The organism is Kiloniella litopenaei, assembly GCF_000982415.1.
Taxonomy (GTDB): Bacteria; Pseudomonadota; Alphaproteobacteria; order Kiloniellales; family Kiloniellaceae; genus Kiloniella; species Kiloniella litopenaei.
In genome coordinates, this window is the sequence record NZ_LANI01000003.1 from 15,511 (window position 1) to 34,337 (window position 18,827).

At 45.1% G+C, this 18,827-nt stretch carries 18 protein-coding genes; 7 read left to right on the forward strand and 11 right to left on the reverse strand.

The features are described 5' to 3' along the window. Positions 1-37 precede the first annotated feature (37 nt). The 3 genes from WH95_RS04165 to WH95_RS04175 all read right to left on the reverse strand — a co-directional run bounded on the left by WH95_RS04165 (position 38) and on the right by WH95_RS04175 (position 3,227). Entirely contained in the window at positions 38-1,615 is a 1,578-nt protein-coding gene (locus WH95_RS04165; RefSeq protein ID WP_157845886.1) for a sensor histidine kinase, read from the reverse strand. A gap of 19 nt (positions 1,616-1,634) precedes the next feature. Then, positions 1,635-2,417 (reverse strand): response regulator transcription factor, encoded by a 783-nt coding sequence (locus WH95_RS04170; RefSeq protein WP_245622936.1) that lies wholly within the window; start codon positions 2,415-2,417, stop codon positions 1,635-1,637. A 93-nt stretch (positions 2,418-2,510) separates the two neighbouring features. Further along, a complete protein-coding gene (locus WH95_RS04175) occupies positions 2,511-3,227 on the reverse strand; it encodes a hypothetical protein (protein ID WP_046503463.1) in 717 nt (238 codons plus the stop codon). 564 nt (positions 3,228-3,791) lie between these two features. Here WH95_RS04175 and WH95_RS04185 point away from each other — a divergent pair. Then, positions 3,792-4,919 (forward strand): glycosyltransferase family 4 protein, encoded by a 1,128-nt coding sequence (locus tag WH95_RS04185; protein ID WP_046503468.1) that lies wholly within the window; start codon positions 3,792-3,794, stop codon positions 4,917-4,919. Positions 4,920-4,929: 10 nt separating this feature from the next. Further along, positions 4,930-6,222 (forward strand): 3-deoxy-D-manno-octulosonic acid transferase, encoded by a 1,293-nt coding sequence (locus WH95_RS04190; protein WP_046503471.1) that lies wholly within the window; start codon positions 4,930-4,932, stop codon positions 6,220-6,222. 2 nt (positions 6,223-6,224) lie between these two features. On the opposite strand, the gene WH95_RS04195 is transcribed toward WH95_RS04190, so the two are convergent. From WH95_RS04195 to dusA, 3 genes are all read right to left on the reverse strand, one after another. Then, entirely contained in the window at positions 6,225-7,136 is a 912-nt protein-coding gene (locus tag WH95_RS04195) for a polysaccharide deacetylase family protein (RefSeq protein WP_046503474.1), read from the reverse strand. Between the two features lie 66 nt (positions 7,137-7,202). Further along, positions 7,203-7,655 carry an OmpA family protein gene (locus WH95_RS04200; RefSeq protein ID WP_046503475.1) on the reverse strand — a complete coding sequence of 151 codons (453 nt, stop codon included), beginning with the start codon at positions 7,653-7,655 and terminating at the stop codon, positions 7,203-7,205. Positions 7,656-7,718: 63 nt separating this feature from the next. Then, complete coding sequence (gene dusA, locus WH95_RS04205; protein ID WP_046504485.1) at positions 7,719-8,717, reverse strand: tRNA dihydrouridine(20/20a) synthase DusA; 999 nt, start codon at positions 8,715-8,717, stop codon at positions 7,719-7,721. Positions 8,718-9,140: 423 nt separating this feature from the next. On the opposite strand from dusA, the gene WH95_RS20420 reads away from it, so the two are divergent. From WH95_RS20420 to WH95_RS04220, 3 genes are read left to right on the forward strand one after another with little or no spacing between them, the layout of a single operon-like run. Next, positions 9,141-9,899: an HAD family hydrolase gene (locus tag WH95_RS20420; protein ID WP_052741793.1), complete on the forward strand. Its 759-nt coding sequence runs from the start codon at positions 9,141-9,143 to the stop codon at positions 9,897-9,899. Positions 9,900-9,944: 45 nt separating this feature from the next. Continuing rightward, on the forward strand, positions 9,945-10,808 hold the full coding sequence (locus WH95_RS04215; RefSeq protein ID WP_046503478.1) for a type 1 glutamine amidotransferase: 864 nt from the start codon (positions 9,945-9,947) through the stop codon (positions 10,806-10,808). 60 nt (positions 10,809-10,868) lie between these two features. Beyond that, the gene (locus WH95_RS04220) at positions 10,869-11,471 is read left to right on the forward strand and encodes a YfbR-like 5'-deoxynucleotidase (protein ID WP_046503480.1); all 603 of its coding nucleotides are present in this window, start codon (positions 10,869-10,871) and stop codon (positions 11,469-11,471) included. Between the two features lie 11 nt (positions 11,472-11,482). On the opposite strand, the gene WH95_RS04225 is transcribed toward WH95_RS04220, so the two are convergent. Then, positions 11,483-12,355 (reverse strand): LysR substrate-binding domain-containing protein, encoded by an 873-nt coding sequence (locus WH95_RS04225; protein WP_046503483.1) that lies wholly within the window; start codon positions 12,353-12,355, stop codon positions 11,483-11,485. A gap of 114 nt (positions 12,356-12,469) precedes the next feature. On the opposite strand from WH95_RS04225, the gene pbfA reads away from it, so the two are divergent. Further along, positions 12,470-13,858: a (R)-1-hydroxy-2-aminoethylphosphonate ammonia-lyase gene (gene pbfA / locus WH95_RS04230; RefSeq protein WP_046503485.1), complete on the forward strand. Its 1,389-nt coding sequence runs from the start codon at positions 12,470-12,472 to the stop codon at positions 13,856-13,858. A gap of 23 nt (positions 13,859-13,881) precedes the next feature. On the opposite strand, the gene WH95_RS04235 is transcribed toward pbfA, so the two are convergent. Next, on the reverse strand, positions 13,882-14,277 hold the full coding sequence (locus WH95_RS04235) for a hypothetical protein (protein WP_157845887.1): 396 nt from the start codon (positions 14,275-14,277) through the stop codon (positions 13,882-13,884). A gap of 262 nt (positions 14,278-14,539) precedes the next feature. Here WH95_RS04235 and WH95_RS04240 point away from each other — a divergent pair, with 262 nt between their 5' ends. Beyond that, a complete protein-coding gene (locus tag WH95_RS04240) occupies positions 14,540-14,998 on the forward strand; it encodes a GNAT family N-acetyltransferase (RefSeq protein ID WP_046503491.1) in 459 nt (152 codons plus the stop codon). Positions 14,999-15,011: 13 nt separating this feature from the next. On the opposite strand, the gene WH95_RS20425 is transcribed toward WH95_RS04240, so the two are convergent. The 3 genes from WH95_RS20425 to WH95_RS04255 all read right to left on the reverse strand — a co-directional run bounded on the left by WH95_RS20425 (position 15,012) and on the right by WH95_RS04255 (position 18,738). Continuing rightward, on the reverse strand, positions 15,012-17,210 hold the full coding sequence (locus WH95_RS20425; RefSeq protein WP_052741794.1) for an ATP-binding protein: 2,199 nt from the start codon (positions 17,208-17,210) through the stop codon (positions 15,012-15,014). Further along, complete coding sequence (locus WH95_RS04250; RefSeq protein ID WP_157845889.1) at positions 17,188-18,201, reverse strand: substrate-binding domain-containing protein; 1,014 nt, start codon at positions 18,199-18,201, stop codon at positions 17,188-17,190. The genes WH95_RS20425 and WH95_RS04250 overlap by 23 nt, the downstream gene beginning before the upstream one ends. Before the next feature lie 225 nt (positions 18,202-18,426). Continuing rightward, positions 18,427-18,738, reverse strand: coding sequence for a cupin (locus WH95_RS04255; RefSeq protein WP_046503494.1), 312 nt, complete (start codon positions 18,736-18,738; stop codon positions 18,427-18,429). Between the last annotated feature and the right edge of the window lie 89 nt (positions 18,739-18,827).

Below are 18,827 nucleotides of genomic sequence, written 5' to 3' on the forward strand. Positions count from 1 at the left end.
AATATCTATTAAAAAGCAGCCCTAAGTGTGCTCTTTCCTATTCGCCCTTTTGCGGAAGAGATACAATTATAGACAGGCCGCCATCCTGGCGATTTTCAGCCCTGACATATCCACCGATTGCCTCCACGTTTCTGCGGACAATCCAAAGACCGATCCCCATATGATTAGAAGAGCTAGCCGTAACAACCTGATCCATATCACCAGCACAGTCCTGATGACCTTTTTTCGGGCGATAGGATACGTACCTTTCGAAAATACGTTCTAGTTCACTCTCTGGTACACCAGGGCCACGATCCCGCACAGCTAATTCAGCCGTCTTCTTTCCATTGATCAAATCAACTGTCACTGTTGTTCCGCGCGGGGAAACCTCTAGAGCGTTATCAATAATATTTTCTAGAATTGTTTCCAGCATATCTTCGCCGGCAAGCACCGATATCTCATGATCAATAGAACTTTGTAGAATAACACCCTGCTGAGAAAAGCTAACGTTATAGGCCTCTAACATACGCAAAAGAAGCGCGGACAGATCAATATTTTCCCGGGGTGGGTTCAGAAGCTCTGCAGACGTATGTTCCAGGTGCCGCGCAGTGGAAACAAGATTTTCCAGACGATCAAGAGCTTCCTCTACGACCTGCAGGGCACGGCGGCCCCTTTTATTTTCATTCTCAACCGTCTTGTTTAACGGTTCAAGAGCTTGCCTGATAATCGCCAATGGCGTCTTGAAAGCATGGGCATTGTCTTCTGCAGCCCGACGAATTGAATCTGATGATTCACGCAAAGTATGCGTCATCCGATCAAATTCATGAGCAACAGGTTCCAGCTCGGGGACCTTATTGCTCATCATAAAGCTGCTTTTATCCACACTGCCTTCACGGATCCCGCGCGCAAGATCGCGAAACCGCATCAAATCTCGCCACACTGTGAAGACCAGAATGGTTAGAATAAGCGCCATGCCAAGATAAATAGCCGCTGCAATCTGAACCTCAAGCGTTTTCCAATAGGGTTGCCCTATGGAAGAGCCGAGGAAAACCTCTGCTGATTGTGTTGCAATAACCGCCCAACATCCTGCATCGGTTCTAATGGCAGTCATAGAGGTCAGCAGTTCTTCGATACCACTGGGTCGTAAATGCCGAATTGCCATTGGCCGTTCAATCAAACAGCTGGCCGTCAAGTTATCAAAAACGCCCTGAGCAACCAGTGTTTCACGTTCTTTACGCAGCTCGTCTGCCGAAAGCCGTGGTTCGGAAGCAACAAAGAAAACTCCTTGCACCCCCTCTTCCCCAGCAGGCCGAAATAGAACTTTAATTCCATTACCCTTGGTCGCGATGCGCTCAATCTCTTCCGGTAGATCCAGCAAAATCGACGGATCTGCACTTTCGAGCATGGGCCGCAGGCTTTCAGCCATAAGCCGTCCCTGTTCACGCACAGCTGTCAAAACAATATTCTGACGGTCTAAATCAGCCTGCCGAAACTCTTGATACAAGAGGGCGGGAACAGCTAAAAACACTAAAAGCATGATAACAAACTTTGCAAACAAAGAGTGCGTCGCCCGGCTCAAGCCTGAACGACGGACTTGTTGTTCACTTTCGTTTATCATCACGCTTTGGTGCTTCACGATCTAGCCTTTAAACCAGTTAAGCCGTGCCTGACGGGCCATCGTTCCGCCAGCGATAACCAAATCCGGGATAATTTTCTATGTGCTCAAAGCTATCATCAATTTCACGGAATTTTTTGCGTATGCGCTTAATAAATGAACGAACGTTTGCTTTGTATCCATCCGTTCCGTAGCCAGCCACGAAATCTTTACCATGTACCAAATCATAGATCTGTCGATAACTGACATCATTGCCAATCCCTGTTGCCAGGAAACAAACAATCGCAAACTCGGTTAAGGTCAAGTCCAGTTGCTCACCTTTCCAATAGGCGCGCATAATATCTTCACGAATTTCAAGATCCCCAATACGAGAAGAGAGTGGGTTTCCTGAATCTTTTTCTTCTTCCTGCGAAGATGAACCACCCTTGGTACCCTCGGCGATTAAGCGCAAACGCTGTAAGATAATAGGCAGACGTCTTGATTTATCAATAAAATCAACTGCCCCCCAACGAAGAGCAGCCTCTTCATAGATTTCATCACTTAACATGGTTAGAAAAATAACAGGATTATTCATCCGGGCTTCCCGCAGCCGTCTTAGAACTGCCAAACCATCTAACCCCGGCATACGCCAATCCAAAAGAATGGGATCAAGTGACGGTTCATTCAACAAATAGCTCAAAACATCAGCGCCATTGTCAAAATCAATTACGTTAAACCCTTCTTCCGATAGGTTTAACCCCAGTGATTCCCGGAAAAGATCGTCATCATCAACCAAAATAACGCGCGGACTTGCTGTTTCAACCATTGTCGTCGCTGCCATCATTTTTATCTCCTGTCTTCACTTCCATTACTTTCGAGTGTGTCATACACATCGCAAATTCATTAAAATAAACTTTTCAGTAAATATCGATTTTTCTCATGAATCTGGCACCAGGTTTTCAGATCCATTCCCTTTAAGAGAGTCCGTTTCTTCTATTATTTTCTGGAAACAAGCCTGTACAACGGCATGATCTTCTTTGCTGATTGCAGTTGGTTTCAAAGGGGTTTTACTGCCAGCTCGTTTCTCGTCATCCGCTTTGAGGGATGTCACCTTTGAAACGCCATCGCCATTAAGACCACTTTCATAGGCCAGCACTCTATAGTCGCCAGCCTGGTCCAGCTTCGGGTAGAAAAAAATCTGAAGGCTACAGCTCTCGATATCATACCCCCAAACACGAGCAGGATAAACATCCCTGATCCAAACAGGCTGCCCTAATTTGTCACGAACCTGGATAAACGACATGCCAAGCAGGTCACTGATTTTCGGTGTAATCACCGGTGTAATCGAGAATGATTTGTCTGTAAGATCTTCACCCGTTTGCAGTACCGCCAGCTCCTCGGAATCCACTGGTTTGTCCGGTATGTTTTCCGGCTTCCAGTTTGGCTTTGGCACCTCCAGCTCTGAAACTACCTGAGGCTCATGCTTTGCATTACCTCGTGCAGCAATTTGCGGCTCGGTAGGTATCTGTGTATCGCTCGCAGCTTTTTTACTCGCAAAGAACCCATCTTTACCTGGAAAATTACTGCATCCAGATACAAAAAGCACCGTTACAAATAAAAGAGAATAACGAAGCGACCCTCCGATCCTGTTCATTCCTAGATGACATCCCAACATAATTGTCTCGTAGCGCGAACGCTGACTATCCCTTATCGACACAAATCGCCCAAGGCTTGTGTTCATTTTGTGGTCAAAGCTTAAACGATGCCATTACGAACAAGGCCTAAACAACAAAAGAGCCCAAATAAAACGTTGATTAAGAAAAGTTAACAACGTTTATTTCCCTACGAAACTCAGGCCAATTTTCGTAGGATACAAGAAAATATAGCAAGCTGCGAGAATAAAGCCAGATGGCAAAAACCTCCATAGAATCTCGAAAGAAAGCCAGATTAACTCCACCTTTATAAACCAGTAAAAGTGGCAATTTAAAGATTTCCTCACCTCCCGGGACAATTATTTCCAAAAGCCACGAGAACAAAAGCTGATAGAATTAGCGCCTTCAACCATTGCACCCTTTAAAATAAGTAGGTATGTCAGAGACTAAATTTGGGAAATAATTTACTAATCCATTTCCGTACGAGCACGACAACTATATGATGCCCTAAACTCGGACCAATAATCCCGAGATCAACTATTTCAGAATTAACCAGCAGGAACCGAATGAAAATCTGCCAAATTTGCGCCGTCGATTTCTCGCTTTACCACATGCTTCTCCCCCTTATGAAGGGGATGAGAGATGCCGGACACGAAGTTGTCGGCGTTTGCAGTGATGGCCCGTTAGTTGAAAAAATTCGCGCAGAAGGTTTTCGGGTAGAAACCATCGAAATCGAGCGATCGCTCAATGTACTTTCGCATACAAAATCATTCGGTAATCTGACGCGATTTTTCAAGAACGAAAACTTTGATCTGGTTCATACACACACCCCAGTAGCATCACTCATTGCCAGGTTTGCAGCACGCGCGGCTGGTGTTCCGCATATCGCCTATACTGCGCACGGTTTTTATTTCCATGAAAACATGCCTGCAATGAAGAAAAACATCTTCATTGGATTAGAATGGCTGGCAGGGCGTTTTACCGACACGCTGTTTACACAAGCCCAGGAAGATGCCGAAACGGCGAAAAAACACAAGCTGTGTAAAAATGGGACAATTGTCGCGATCGGCAATGGTATTGATATCAACAAGTTTTATCCCGCATCACCCAAGTCTTATCGAAAAGCCCTGAGAACGGAACTGGGGGCCAAAGATGACGAGACAGTAATTTTGATGGTTGGACGCCTGGTAAGGGAAAAAGGTTACGTTGAACTAATCGAAGCGATGAAAAAGGTCAACGCAACACTTTGGATTGTCGGGGATCGCCTTGAAAGTGATCATGCTAGCGATATTGACGACGCTGTGGCACAAGCAAAATCAGATGAAAAGTTAAAAAAGCGAATTCGTTTTTTGGGCTATCGTGATGATGTAAACCAAATCATGCGTGCTGCTGATATTTTCACTCTTCCCTCTCACCGCGAAGGTATGCCAAGATCAATCATTGAGGCAATGATGACGGGCCTTCCCGTAGTTGCAACAAACATTCGCGGTTCCCGGGAAGAAGTTGACGACGGGAAAACAGGTATACTGGTACCTGTAAATGAGCCTGCAAAGCTATCTGATGCGCTTTGTAAGCTTGTTAACAGCCCAAAGCTACGTGAAACAATGGGTTCTGCCAGTAGAGAGCGCGCACTTGCTCTCTATGACGAGCAAAAAATAATCGAAACCCAACTTAAGACATTGAACCTGAGTTAGGGCAGAATGCATGACAACACTCCGCTCAAAAATAGCTATGGGTTTGTACGCCTCTGTCGCCACGCTCATGACTCCACTTGTCAAATATCATCTGACAAAACGCATAGCTCGCGGTAAAGAACACCCTGTTCGCTACATAGAAAAACTGGGACAAACACCTTTGGAAAGGCCCAAAGGCAAGCTGATGTGGATACACGGGGCATCAGTTGGTGAGTCGTTGTCTATATTGCCACTACTAGAGACATTTCACAGGCTACAGCCAGATTTAAAATTTCTTGTGACAACTGGGACAGCAACATCGGCAAGGCTTATGGAGGAACGCCTCCCCGGATACGCAATACATCAGTTTGTTCCCCTTGACCTGCCCTTTGCGATTGAACGCTTCTTAAAAAATTGGCGTCCTGACATAGCCCTGATTATTGAATCAGAACTTTGGCCCTCTTTGATCTTCCGTACAAAATCCCGCGGCATACCCTTGATCCTACTAAACGGCAGGATGTCACAGAAATCTGCAAAATCATGGACAAGAGTCGCCTTTTTCATTCGGGATCTCCTCAAACAGTTTGACCTGATACTTGCCCAATCATCAACAGATGCAAGTCGTTTTGCCGAATTGGGAGCATCACACGTCAAGAAACAAAGCAACCTGAAATTTGCAGCCACGCCGTTGACTTACAATCAGGATGATTTCAACAAGCTTACAGCATCTATTGGGACCCGGCCGGTCTGGTTCGCAAGTTCGACACACCGCGGAGAAGAGGCTTTTCTTGCAGAAACTCACGAAAAGCTTCGGTTAAAAATCCCCGAACTTTTATGTATAATCGCCCCCAGACACCCAGAACGGGGGCCTGAAATCCTAAACGAATTTCAGGGAAAAGATCTAAAGGTCAGCCTCAGAAGCCAAGGTGCCGATATAAAAAAAGATACGTCAATCTATCTGGCTGATACGCTCGGGGAACTAGGGTTGTTTTATGCGCTCTCTCCTGTCGTTATCATTGGCGGATCACTATTGCGCAAAGGTGGGCAAAACCTTTTGGAACCTGCCCGGCAAAACTGTGCCATCATCTGTGGTCCGGACATGCAAAACTTTGAAGAAATTTGCAACGAGATGGTTGATCACAACGCGATTATCAAGCTCTCACAGTCCGAAGACATTACCCAGCAACTGGAAACCCTTTTAAACGATAAGTCGATCCAGCAAGAATTGGCACATAAGGCGGCAGTATATGTTCAAGATCGCGGCCAGGAAATTAATGACGTAGCAAACGAAATATTACAAAAACTTCCAGCTGATCCAACCTGACCTTATAGCGTTTGATCAAGCTGGCGAGATAGAACAATCAACTCGTCCACAGTCGAAGGGGCCATGTACCGCTCAAAAATCGGCAATTCTGTAATCGGATCTTTTTGTTGGTTACGATTGACCGCCTGCCTACTCATCAAGATGGCAGAACATCCAGCCTCATTTATCAAGGCATGAGTATTTTCATCAGCATCTTGCGTACCGCCAAAAGGAAGTGCAAACGAAGACGTACAACGATACTTCCCTTTGTTAAGCCAATTTTGGCAAGATATTATTTCTTCGCATTGCTGATCAGGCTTTAAAGAAGACAAGACATAATGCGATGCACTATGGTTGCCATAATGGATCAGAGGATCATTAATCAAATCAGATGGTTTCGCTATTACTTTTGTTAAGGTCAGTAGCTCTTGATCCAAATGTCTTTCAGCAAAAAAAACATTCAGTGCCTGATCAACAAGATGACTATTTAATCCGGGTTGCTTACTGTCTTTGTAAAACCGTTCTGGTCTTATCTTTTTTGTCCATTGTTCTTGTGCAAAAAAGGTTAGAAAGTCCTCTTCAAGTTGCTCGGTCAACACAAAGCGAACCTTGTCACGCCAAAAGATGTCACCACAGACTAGATTACTGTTGATAAAGACCGTGCTCGGTATGCCCTCTCCAACCAGCCACGGAATCGCATATGAAAAAAGATCTGCATAGGCATCATCAAAAGTAATTGTCGCCAAACCACGATTATCTTTCGCTGTGGTAAACTCGTCCATCGAGACAATTTCAAACTCACGGGAAAGCCATTTGATTTGCCGTTTGAATTCATCTGGAAAGACATTATGTAATCTGCTTTCCAAACCCGATGGAATTTTACTGAAGACACCATGGTATAATAAAATGTGCCCACCCTGATATGAAAACGACAATTATTCTTCCAATAAAGTTATTCAGTAAAAAGTTCAGAGCACAGTCACACAAACAAGAAAAACCGATTACTCGCTATAGGCAATAACCTCTACACGCCGATCTTCATCAGCTTTATCACCAGTTCCCCACAAAGAAAAACTGCCATAGGCTTCCCCTCGGAAAACAGTCTCTACCCTCTTTTTATCGATACCTTTTTTTATGAGGTAGTTCTTCGCACTTTGCGCCCGTTTAAGAGAGAGTTTTTTATTCGCCTCTGGATCACCCTGTTTGTCAGCCTGACCAATAGCGCAAATTTTTAACGAAGGATGCCCATCAACGACAGCAAAAAGATCATCTATCTTTTTTTTCGCTTTCTTGGAGAGGCTTGATTGACCGACCTCGAAATAAATCACCTTCTTTACCAAAGGGCTTTGATCTGTAGGACCCTCGCAATTAACAGGGCTAGAGATTGCAGGTGACGCACTTATCCCCCAAACAAGTAATCCCAATGAAAAATACTTAGCAATTGATGCAGACATAAACATTCCCCTTTTTGTTAAGTGCCTGTTCTATTCTACATCACCACAGATCAGAAAACCACATTATGCAACATCACGTGACTGGCCAGCGATCAAGAATTCATCGTAAGCCCGACGAATAACACCTGCATCCGATCCAGGCTTAAAAGCATTTTGGCTGAGACTTCTCCGCCAAGCTCTGGCACCCGGCAATCCGTTGAAAAGGCCAAGGACATGTCGCGTTATTGATTTCACGGGCACACCTTCGGCCACTTTAGCCGCTGCATAATTACAAAGCTCATCTACAATTTCGCTTCGTTTTTTGACCGTGGCTTCACCGTAAAACCTTTGATCAACCTCGGCCAGAACATAAGGATTTTGATAGGCTTCTCGCCCAATCATAACACCATCAACTTTTGTCAGATGCTCACTAACCTGATCCAGCGTTTGCACACCACCATTGAGAATGATTTCCAGATCGGGAAAATCCTGTTTAACCCGGTACACGACATCATATTTCAGCGGAGGTATTTCTCTATTTTGCTTGGGACTTAACCCCTCTAACCACGCCTTACGTGCGTGAACAATCAATGTTTCACAGCCCGCATTTTTCACTTTGGTCACAAGGTCATGCAAAAATTCATAAGAATCCTGATCATCAATACCGATACGTGTTTTAACTGTTGCTGGTAACCCTGATTGCGCCATTGCAGAAACGCATTCCGCCACCAAGTCAGGTTCTGCCATTAAACACGCCCCAAACCGTCCCTTCTGAACACGGTCACTCGGACAACCTACGTTTAGGTTAACTTCGTCATAGCCAAAATCAGCGGCCTTGGCTGCGCACACTCGGATGGCCTCAGGGTCACTTCCACCAAGCTGTAGCGCAATTGGATGTTCTTTTTTATCAAACATTAAAAACCGTTCAGGGTCTTTGCCATGAAGCAACGCGCCTGTTGTCACCATTTCGGTATAGAGAACGGTATGTTGTGAAATCATACGCAAAAAAGAGCGCTCGTGCCGATCGGTCCAATCCAGCATCGGTGCAACACATATTTTTCTGTTCAACGTTTTTTTATCCATCCACTCACAGCCAATGACCATTTCAGCATTGCAGCACTTCCACACCAATACCCAAAAAGATTAGATAGGGCTTTTAACAGCTATAACACAAACATCAAAGCATAGTTGGCTCTAGACCTTAGCCCCCTTACCATCAGTCATCCCACTCAAGAAACAATATACTAATACGAAGGCAAGATTACCTCACAAAGAACAAGGCCACTAAGCACCACAAAAACCATTTTCCATACAGTCCAATCCTACATTTATGTTAAAACAACTACAAATAATCCACACAATAACAACAATAACCACTTTTATCCCACTTTTAACTTGTTCAAAAAGACAATCCATTTTATGATCCCGTCCATAAGTCAAAAATGACACAAACACCTTACTAACCATGCGTTCTGACCACGCAACTATTGAAAGAGGAAGCCCACAATGATCAAGGCCATTACCTTTGACCTATGGGATACAATTGTCGATGACGATTCAGATGAACCAAAGCGGGCGGCACAAGGCTTAAGAAGCAAAAAAGAAGAACGCCGCCATATTGTCTGGAAGGCTTTAAATGAAGTTGCTCCCATTGACATCGAAACAGTTAATCTGGCCTATGACGTTGCCGATGCTTCTTTCAATATAGTCTGGAAAGAACTCTTTATAAACTGGACCGTTGAACAGCGCATTCGCGCTATCCTTAATGGTCTGGATCGCAGCCTTCCAAAAGACCTTTTTGATCGCGTCGTCAAAGAAACTGGCGATATGGAGGTCAACATCCCCCCAAATGCAATTGATGGTGTCAAAGAAGCCTTGGCTGATCTTTCAAGCCGCTACAAACTCTGCATTGTCTCAGACGCTATCGTTACGCCGGGAACTGGCCTTCGCCAAATTCTCGAAAATTACGACCTTAAACAATATTTCAGCGGCTTTGCCTTTTCCGACGAAGTTGGCCATTCAAAACCTCATCGCAGCATGTTTGATACAGCCGCAGAACAACTGGGCGTAGAGGTTGAAGAGATGTTGCATATCGGGGATAGGGATCACAACGATATCAAAGGTCCCCATGCATTGGGTATGAAAGCCATACTCTTCACGGCTACACGCGATGCTGACAAAGATCACACAACGGCTGATGCTATTGTCAACAGCTATGCTGATCTCCCCTCAGCAATTGATGCTCTCGCAGATTCCAGTAAATAACACCCCAATAAATAACACTCAGAGTCCAAACCGGAGAAAGACGATATGTCTCAAAACCCACGTTTCCTCGTTGTTGATGGCTACGCCAAAGAAGGACGTGACGGCCTGAAAGAAGGCGGCGCCTCTACAGCAGGTGACCTTTACGTCAAAATGCTGGAAACACAAAGTCCAGGCGCCAAATGTGATATCGTTTACCCGGCAGATCCGGGGGCCAGCCTTCCTAGTGGCGCTGGCTTGGAGCAATATGATGGCATTGCCTGGACAGGATCAAGCCTGACCGTTCACTCTGACGACCCCAAAGTGGTTCCGCAGATCGAATTTGCCAAAGCCGCTTATGAAGCACAGGTGCCAAGTTTTGGCAGCTGCTGGGCGGCACAAATCTCTGTCGTTGCCGCAGGTGGCGCCTGCGCCGTTAACCCCAAAGACAGGGAAATGGGCTTTGCCCGCAAGATCTCTCTGACTCCTGAAGGGCGCGCACACCCTCTGTTCGAAGGCAAAAAATCCGTTTTTGATGCCTTTATCAGCCATGATGATGAAATCACACACCTCCCCCCCAATGGCCAGATATTGGCCTCCAACGACTGGACATCTGTTCAGGCCGTATCTGTGACACATAAGGGCGGCGTCTTCTGGTCTGTGCAATACCATCCGGAATACGATCTTCATGAAATGGCAAGGCTTTGTTACTGCCGCAAGCAAAAGCTTGTGGACAAAGGCTTCTTTACAAACCTTGACGATGCTCAAAAATTTGTGGACATGCTTGAAGCACTTCATCAAGATCCAAGCAGAAAAGATCTCTGGTGGCTGCTTGGCATTGATCATGACATCATGAACGCCGACATTCGCCAGGCCGAGGTTAAAAACTGGATTGAACGCCTCGTCATTCCAACAATGGCCCGCAGACGCTAATCGCTGCAGACGATTGACAAAATCAGGTCTGTGGCTCGTAACGAGAAACAGACCTGATTTATGACTACGCCTAAGAAAGAGAAATCCACACCTGCTCCACGCGCATGGCAGCGTATGCTGAGCGGACGAAGACTGGATCTTCTCGACCCTTCCCCCCTGGATATTGAAATCGAAGATATCGCGCTCGGCCTCTCGCGCGAAGTCCGGTGGAACGGGCAAACCCTTGGCGAGTGGGGCTATACTATCGCTGAACATTCTCTTCTCGTAGAAGAAATTGTTGGTCTCATTAAACCAGATACAAAACCTGAAATTCGCTTGGCTGCATTGCTTCACGATGCCCCGGAATACGTTATCGGTGATTTGATAACCCCGTTTAAATACGCAATTGGCAGTGGGTACAAAGATCTGGAAAACAGGCTGATGCAAGCTATTCATGTCCGCTTTGGATTGCCCGCCAACTTACCAGATAAAACCAACAAACTGATCAAACGGGCAGATCGCATGGCAGCCTACCTCGAAGCGACCCAACTGGCCGGTTTCAGTGACAAGGAAGCCAGCAAGATATTCGGCAAACCCCGCGCCATGCCCAACATCCGCATCACAGGGATTTCTCCTCAGGAAGCGAACAAGAACTTCCTCAAGCGCTTTGGAGAGCTTGCTTGAAACTTGAAATCCTACCTTCGAAAAATTTCAGCAACCGCATGAAAAGCTTTTACGATTCTCAGCTCTCTTCGCCGCTTGAGTGTCAAAAGATATTCGGTTGTCTCCAGAGCAGCATCAGAAACCCTTAAGGTATGCACCCGTTGATCTCGCGGTAGTTCATGGGAAGATACAATTCCGATACCCAAGCCAGAAGCAACAGCTTCGAACAGGCTTTCCCGGCTTGCAATTTCCATAATGGGTTTAATGTCTAACGATTTTTTCTGACAGGCCTTTTCAAAAACCTGTCGCGTTATTGATTGAGGCTCACGCCAAATCATTTTTTGCGAACTTAACTCGGAAAGCCTGATCTGTTTTTTACCGGACTGCGCCCAGGGGTGTGTATGGCAACAGAAGACAACCACATGATGCCGATAGAAAGGAATTGCTTCGACCAACGGGTTTTCTTCCCATTCGGTTTGCAAAGCAACATCAACTTTCTCTGCAAGCAGGTCCGCTGTCACCTTTTGTGAATTACCGATGTTCAAGCCAATGTGTACCTCGGGGTACTTCTTCTGAAAGGCCGCGATGATTGGCACAATGAAATAGGGGCTTCCTGCAGCTATCCGGCATGTACCACTCCGCAGTTCTTTCGTCGCGCTCAAAAGCTCAGCGGCTTCATCTTCAAGTGCAAATATCTGCGCTGAAATCTTTAAAAGATCCTCGCCAACTTCGGTCAAGGTAACGCCACGGCTGTTGCGGCGGAAAAGACTGAGTTCATATCTCTCTTCCAATGCTCTGATATGTGCTGTTACTGCCGGCTGACTGATGGACAGGTGTTCAGCAGCTCTCGTCAGGCTTCCTTCACGCGCCACAACATTGAATGCTCTCAGTTGAGATAGGTTCATCTCTCATCCATAATTTTTAATTATATCTGAAATAAAAATATCCAATTAGATTTATATCTATAGATATTTCATAGTTCAGAACAAATCAACAAAACCTGCAAAGGCCCTTGTCTTATGACCAGTCATCTATCATCACAGAGTACAACACCCCAAGGTGCAGAGGGGGATGTCAATCATTCCCCTCGACGTAAAGTATGGCATGAGAAAAATATTGATGAAGATGCCAAGGAACTGCTGCGCAGGGATGAAAAGGTTTTTCTCCACCAATCCGTTTCCACCCCCTGCCTCTCTGTCATCAAAAAAGCCGAGGGGATTTGGGTCGAAGATAATCGTGGACACCGATTTATGGATTTTCACGGCAACAATGTGCATCACATTGGCTATGGCCACCCACGCTTAAAACAGGCGATAAAGAAACAACTGGACGATCTCCCCTTTGCGCCACGGCGCTTTACCTGTGATCCAGCCGTCGAACTGGCCGAAAAGCTAGCAGATCTGGCCCCCGGTGACTTAAACAAGGTTCTTTTTGCAACGGGCGGATCAGATGCCATTGAAATTGCCCTTGCCTATGCCCGTGCCAAAACAGGACGTTTTAAAACCATTTCTTTCTGGGACTCATTTCACGGCGCGGGTTTTGGCGCGCGTTCTATCGGCGGCGAGGAAATGTTCCGTTCAGGTCCCATCGGCCCCCTCTTACCCGGCACAGAACATATCCCCCCCTTCGGTGATTACAGAAACGCCTGGGGCGTGACGGAAGGTTCAGCAGAACTCTGCGCCAATACCATTCGATATGTCCTCGAGAAAGAAGGCGATGTTGCTGCTGTTATTGCCGAACCAACACGTGCGGTTCCCTACATCGCCCCTCCCGGTTTCTGGCAGAAGGTCCGCAAAGCCTGTAACGACTTTGGTGCCTTGCTGATTTTCGATGAAATTCCAACAGGGTTGGGAAAAACCGGAAAGATGTTCTCTTGCGAATACGACGAAGTCATTCCTGATATTCTGGTTGTAGGTAAAAGCCTCGGCGGGGGTATCCTCCCTATTGCCGCCACCATTTGCCGCCCGGAACTGGATATTGCTGATCGTTATGCCTATGGACACTATACCCACGAAAAAAATCCTGTAACAACGCGTGCTGCACTAACCACATTACAAATCATCGAAGACGAAGGTTTGGTTGAAAACGCCGCTAAAGTTGGCGATTATGCACTTGAACGCCTTCAGGAAATGCAAAGTCGTCATCCCCTAATCGGTGATGTGCGGGGGCGTGGCTGTTTATTCGGCGCAGAACTTGTTACCAATAGAGACACCAGAGAGCCCGCTAATGATGCAGCCGATATGGTTTTATATGCAGCTCTGAACAAAGGCCTTAGCTTCAAAACCACCATGGGTAATGTTCTCACCTTCACACCTTCTCTGGTCACAACTCAGCAGGAAATGGAAAACGCCATGAACATTATTGATCACTGTCTCGATGAAGTAGAAAAGGAGTTTGGCTATCGGTAGAGCTAATTTAACTCAATAATATACTAGTACACGTAATGTACAAAAAAGACATAGTTGTCCATTATCTCAACAAAGACTGAGTTATCCTTTTGATAGCTGCATACTTCATGTTTCCTAATTTTTAGGTCTTTGTAAGGGATTTTTGAGTGTATTAAAGTGAGAGAAATGGCAGTATATTGTACAGCTCTGCCGTTTTGTTGATTCAACAGTTCAGCTTCGTTAAGTTTCCCAAGCCTATAACCAGAGGCAACACAGGCCTTCAGTATATCTTCGCTCACATTTTCCGGAATCTTAAAAATAGCAATTTCCGCAAAATCGGCCATACCATAGGTTTCATAATACACAACTTGGGAAGTATCAGAAGTCAGATGTATTGGTGAGAACCTTAAATATCGCTCGAGTGGTGTTTCTTTATTCAAGCAACCTGATAACCCGAGCCCCAAACAAGCAGCTAACATATAGAATAAGTATTGTTTCAACACGCCTCCCCCACGATCATTTTCTTTTATATACTTACAAACAAGAATACTCTTATCCTAGAAAATGAAAAAAGTTAGGGGATTTCTTGGTATATCAAAGACTGAATAACTGCTTTGAGCAAATAATAATCTTAAAGATTGATCATAAGTGATTTTAGAAAGAAGGATTAAATACCTTTATTAAAAGAAAGCCCAACAAACAATGACTAATATTCTCTACCGACACGCTGAAGAAAAAGACCTCTTATCCATTATTGCCATGCTGGCTGACGATGAACTTGGGGCAAAACGGGAAGACAACTCAGTGCCTGTAAACTCAAAATATATTCAAGCCTTCGAAGCCATTGATAAAGACCCGAACCAATACCTCGCCGTTGTGGAGCAGGGAAAGGAAATCGTCGGCTGTCTTCAACTAACTTTCATCCCCGGCCTTTCTCGTCTCGGGATGTGGCGGGGACAGATTGAGAGTGTTCGCATAAGCTCCACGCACCGTGGTTCCGGCCTTGGCAGTCAAATGTTTGAATGGGCGATCTCAGAATGCCGCAAACGTGGGTGTGAATTGGTACAGCTCACGACAGACAAAGCGCGCCCTGATGCCCTTAAGTTTTATGAAAAACTTGGCTTCAAAGCCAGCCACGAAGGTATGAAGCTAAATCTATAACCTTGTGTCAGGTTTAGTGGATCGTTGATCGATCCCCATTAGAATCAGTACCGCCTGTCGTGCGTGAGGCTGGGAATGTAATGGTAATTTCTGTACCTTTTCCCAGCTTACTATCGATCCGCAAATCGCCATTATGTAGGTCCGTAAGTGACCTTACCAAAGACAACCCCAGGCCGGAACCTTCCCGTGTTCTCGTCATACTGTTTTCAACTTGCGCAAAGGGATCAAGGACACGGGCCAGATCATCCTCAGCAATACCTACCCCCGTATCAGAAACCTGCAAAACGATCTCACTCTTATCATTGACCAAAGTGCTTGCCCGCACCAGACCAGGTTCCGGCGTGAACTTTATCGCATTACTCACCAAATTCAATATAATCTGCTTCACGCGTCGTTGATCTCCGATCATTTCTGGCAAAGCCTCAAACGGTTCTATTTTTAGATCAACCCTCGCCTCTTCCGCTCTCGCTTTTAACATACGGCACGCATCTTCCAGCGTCTTATTGAGATCAAAATAGTCTTCATCAATGTTAACTTTGTGAAGCTCTAGACGAGAAACATCCAAAATATCATTAATTAAGCTCAAGAGGTAAACACCAGATTGGTTGATATCGTCGATATATTGAAGTTGCTTATCGTCCAACGTTTCCTTTAACTGCATTTTCAAAAGATCAGAAAACCCAATAACAGCGTTCAAGGGTGTCCTTAGCTCATGGCTCATATTCGCTAGGAATTCGACTTTACTGCGGTTCGCATACTCAGCCTGTTCTTTGGCTGATCGCAGTGCTTTTTCTACCTTAATTCTATCTGTGATATCGGTTGCAAACCCGCAAATACCAACAGTTTCACCCGCCCCAGACTTTAAGGGAAATTTTACACTCAAATAGGTATGGACACCGTCATCATGATGGACCTGCTCTTCGAAAGTCATTGCTTTATTCTGTTTAAGAACTTCCAGATCGTTCCCCGCCATCTCTTTCGAAAAATCGGCAGGTAAGTGCTCCATATCTTTTTGCCCAATAAGTTGCTCTTTTTTGACCTGGAAAAGATCCTCATAACTTTTATTGACAAAAAGATACCGCCCCTGGACATCCTTGTAATAAATAACAGCACTCGCATTATCCAAAATAGATTCTGCCCGTGCCTCCGTCTCTTCTAGGTCAAGGACAACCTGATGCAAGACCCCACCAATTTCATTAAACTCTTTAATACGAGAAGGGGCATACTGTTTTTGATTTTTCCCAAGGGAAACATATGCAGCATATTCCTTGAGGTTATGAATGGCTGTTCGGCTAAATCGACGCACAACCCAAACAGACAAAAGCGACAATACAAACGTGATCACAGCCATCATCAAAACAATATCGAGATAGTTCTGACCCAGATTTTTTACCGTTTCCTGAGGATAAAATATTTTTAACTCAAGAAACTGATTGTCCGCGCTTTCAATATCCAAAGGAAGAGACAGTGCCAGAACATCTTCAGCTTCAATCAAGGTACTCGCCCCTGTATTGATACCTATTGATGTATTATGAAGCTGGGAAACGACAGCGTCCCCCGCGACAAGAGCAAGTGAAGAACTGCCAACGTTGTTATTAATTTGATTCAAGACTGATGTTGCATCATTAAGAATAACCCCGGCATATAAATACCCCAGTACCTTGCCAGAATTAAGATGCAAAATTTCTTTTTTATGCAGGATTGAATAGAGCGTCTGGCCTTTTTCAACCGTCACAAACATCTCATTCATAAAACGCGTTTGATTATTGTCGAGTGCTTGTTGCAACAAGCCATCTGTCTCAAAGAGAGAGGCACTTACATCAATAGTTTCAGTTCCTTGCCCAATTTGAGCAAACAAAACATCAAGGTCACCGTCTTGCTGTGAATAATATGCTTCGTTTAATGCATCTGCGACCAACTCATGATCGCCTGACTGCAAACCCTTTGTCACCTTTTCGTTTATAACAGTAAGATCTAGGACGCTTTTTGATACCTGTAAATGTGCATTAAAAAGAAGCCGACCAATTGTTTTACTTTTTTCACCCAGGCTATTGATATCTGTCCGCACAGCATCACGCGCGCCCCAATAACCAGCGAAGCTGACAACACCTGATACGATAAGCATCAAGCATAAAAAGGCCGCGGCAATGACCGTCGACAGCCTGAAAACATATCTTTCTTTTGACGTATCAGTTCGAGTACCGGAAGGCATCTTTTTTCCATATCAAAAGCTGTTCAGAAGTTGTTGATTGGTCAACAACCTTAAAGTCACCTGAAAAAACAGTTGGCACCCGCTTTTCTTTTCCTGCCAAAACCAACTTTATAGCTTCAGCCATGGCCACACCGTTATCGTCGTTCATACGCATAACGGTGAAGTCCATTTCCCCGCGACTGATCGCAGCAAGCTCGCTACTTCCCCCGCCCCAACCATTGACTTTCACCTTCCCTAGCCGCCCTGTCTCCTTTAACGCATCGATGACACCTATGGCGATATCGGTTGAGCATGCATAGATAAAATCAAGATCAGCATTCTCCGCCAAAAGCTCCATTGTCGCCCGGTAAGCTTTTTCACGGTTGAAATCAACATAATAAGATCCCAGCAATCTCGAGCTCTTATGTTGGGACATCACTCTATGGAAGACACCCCCACGAAGGCTGCTTACATATCCCTGGGTGCCATAAAGAATAGCATAATTGGCACCGTCCGGATACTCACGCTTATAGCGATTAGCTAAAATTTGCGCACCAACACCGTGGTCGAAACCAACGTAAAGTAAAGGTTGCTTTTTCTCGAATGCCTTGATAGGGGATGTAATATTTTGAAGCAGAACACGGGTTTTACCAGCAGAAATTATGCGATCAATCATCCCCTTATGCCTTGTGGCATCCAAGGTAAATACTAAAAAATCCGGTGGGTTATTCACACTTTGCCCAAGTAACTTTCCCTGAAGAGCGACCTCTGTTCCTGCTTTTGTAAAGTGAGACGACAGCTCATACGAAATATTTAGTTCCTTCATTCTGCCTTCGAACGAAGCTATTGACCGCCGCCAGTAATCTGAAAATTGCAGGCCAGGATATACGATCAAGATTTGAATCGGAGTGGTTTGTTTTTTACTTAACGTGCTGGCGGGGCCACGTACTTGCTCAAAGAACTGCTCAGAAATGGCAACCTGATCCGGGTGCATCTCCAGGTATTTGTTCAACAGCCAATATTCTTGAGTGCTTTGCGCATAACCTGAAGACGGCAATTTTATTAATATTACAAAACCGAGAAAACAGAGAAAACCCACGCGAGAAAAACAACCAACCATTATATAGCCCTTAGCAAACGGATAACGGAGTTTGGTGTTCAACTATTACAGTAAAAAATTACATATAGGTTAACCCTTGGCTGCGTACATCTAGTGCATAACATTTAACAATATTTATCAAATACTTCCTACCTTTTCTATTACCAGAACTCTGGCCGCCCCTTGTGGATGGGCAACATGTTCATCCCCTTCTTCTGCCACACAGATCGATCCCGCCCCCATCATATGCTGCTCTGTTTCACCACCTTGCTTAAAAAACATCCGTACTTGCCCCTCTAAAACAACAAAAACTTCGTTGCCATCATTGACGTGCCATTTATAAGGCTCATCAGTCCAATGTACCCGCACTGATGCCCCCTCAACAACGGACAGATCCAATGCCGCCCAAGCTCTATCGCCGGTAAAATCACTGCTTTTGAAAAATTTCATTTCGCCTCCTAAAATACAACACTGTTAAAACAGCAAATCCATAGTCGGTATTTTAAAGCTGGCCTCTGAAATCGAAATAGGCATGATGT

Coding starts and splice junctions, on each gene's coding strand:
- WH95_RS04185 (WP_046503468.1), top strand. CDS start 3,792: ATGAAAATCTGCCAAATTTGCGCCGTCGATTTCTCGCTTTACCACATG.
- WH95_RS20425 (WP_052741794.1), bottom strand. CDS start 17,210: ATGCCTTCCGGTACTCGAACTGATACGTCAAAAGAAAGATATGTTTTC.
- WH95_RS04190 (WP_046503471.1), top strand. CDS start 4,930: ATGACAACACTCCGCTCAAAAATAGCTATGGGTTTGTACGCCTCTGTC.
- WH95_RS04175 (WP_046503463.1), bottom strand. CDS start 3,227: ATGAACAGGATCGGAGGGTCGCTTCGTTATTCTCTTTTATTTGTAACG.
- WH95_RS04215 (WP_046503478.1), top strand. CDS start 9,945: ATGTCTCAAAACCCACGTTTCCTCGTTGTTGATGGCTACGCCAAAGAA.
- WH95_RS04240 (WP_046503491.1), top strand. CDS start 14,540: ATGACTAATATTCTCTACCGACACGCTGAAGAAAAAGACCTCTTATCC.
- WH95_RS04225 (WP_046503483.1), bottom strand. CDS start 12,355: ATGAACCTATCTCAACTGAGAGCATTCAATGTTGTGGCGCGTGAAGGA.
- WH95_RS04255 (WP_046503494.1), bottom strand. CDS start 18,738: ATGAAATTTTTCAAAAGCAGTGATTTTACCGGCGATAGAGCTTGGGCG.
- WH95_RS20420 (WP_052741793.1), top strand. CDS start 9,141: ATGATCAAGGCCATTACCTTTGACCTATGGGATACAATTGTCGATGAC.
- WH95_RS04170 (WP_245622936.1), bottom strand. CDS start 2,417: ATGATGGCAGCGACGACAATGGTTGAAACAGCAAGTCCGCGCGTTATT.
- WH95_RS04220 (WP_046503480.1), top strand. CDS start 10,869: ATGACTACGCCTAAGAAAGAGAAATCCACACCTGCTCCACGCGCATGG.
- pbfA (WP_046503485.1), top strand. CDS start 12,470: ATGACCAGTCATCTATCATCACAGAGTACAACACCCCAAGGTGCAGAG.
- WH95_RS04200 (WP_046503475.1), bottom strand. CDS start 7,655: ATGTCTGCATCAATTGCTAAGTATTTTTCATTGGGATTACTTGTTTGG.
- dusA (WP_046504485.1), bottom strand. CDS start 8,717: ATGGATAAAAAAACGTTGAACAGAAAAATATGTGTTGCACCGATGCTG.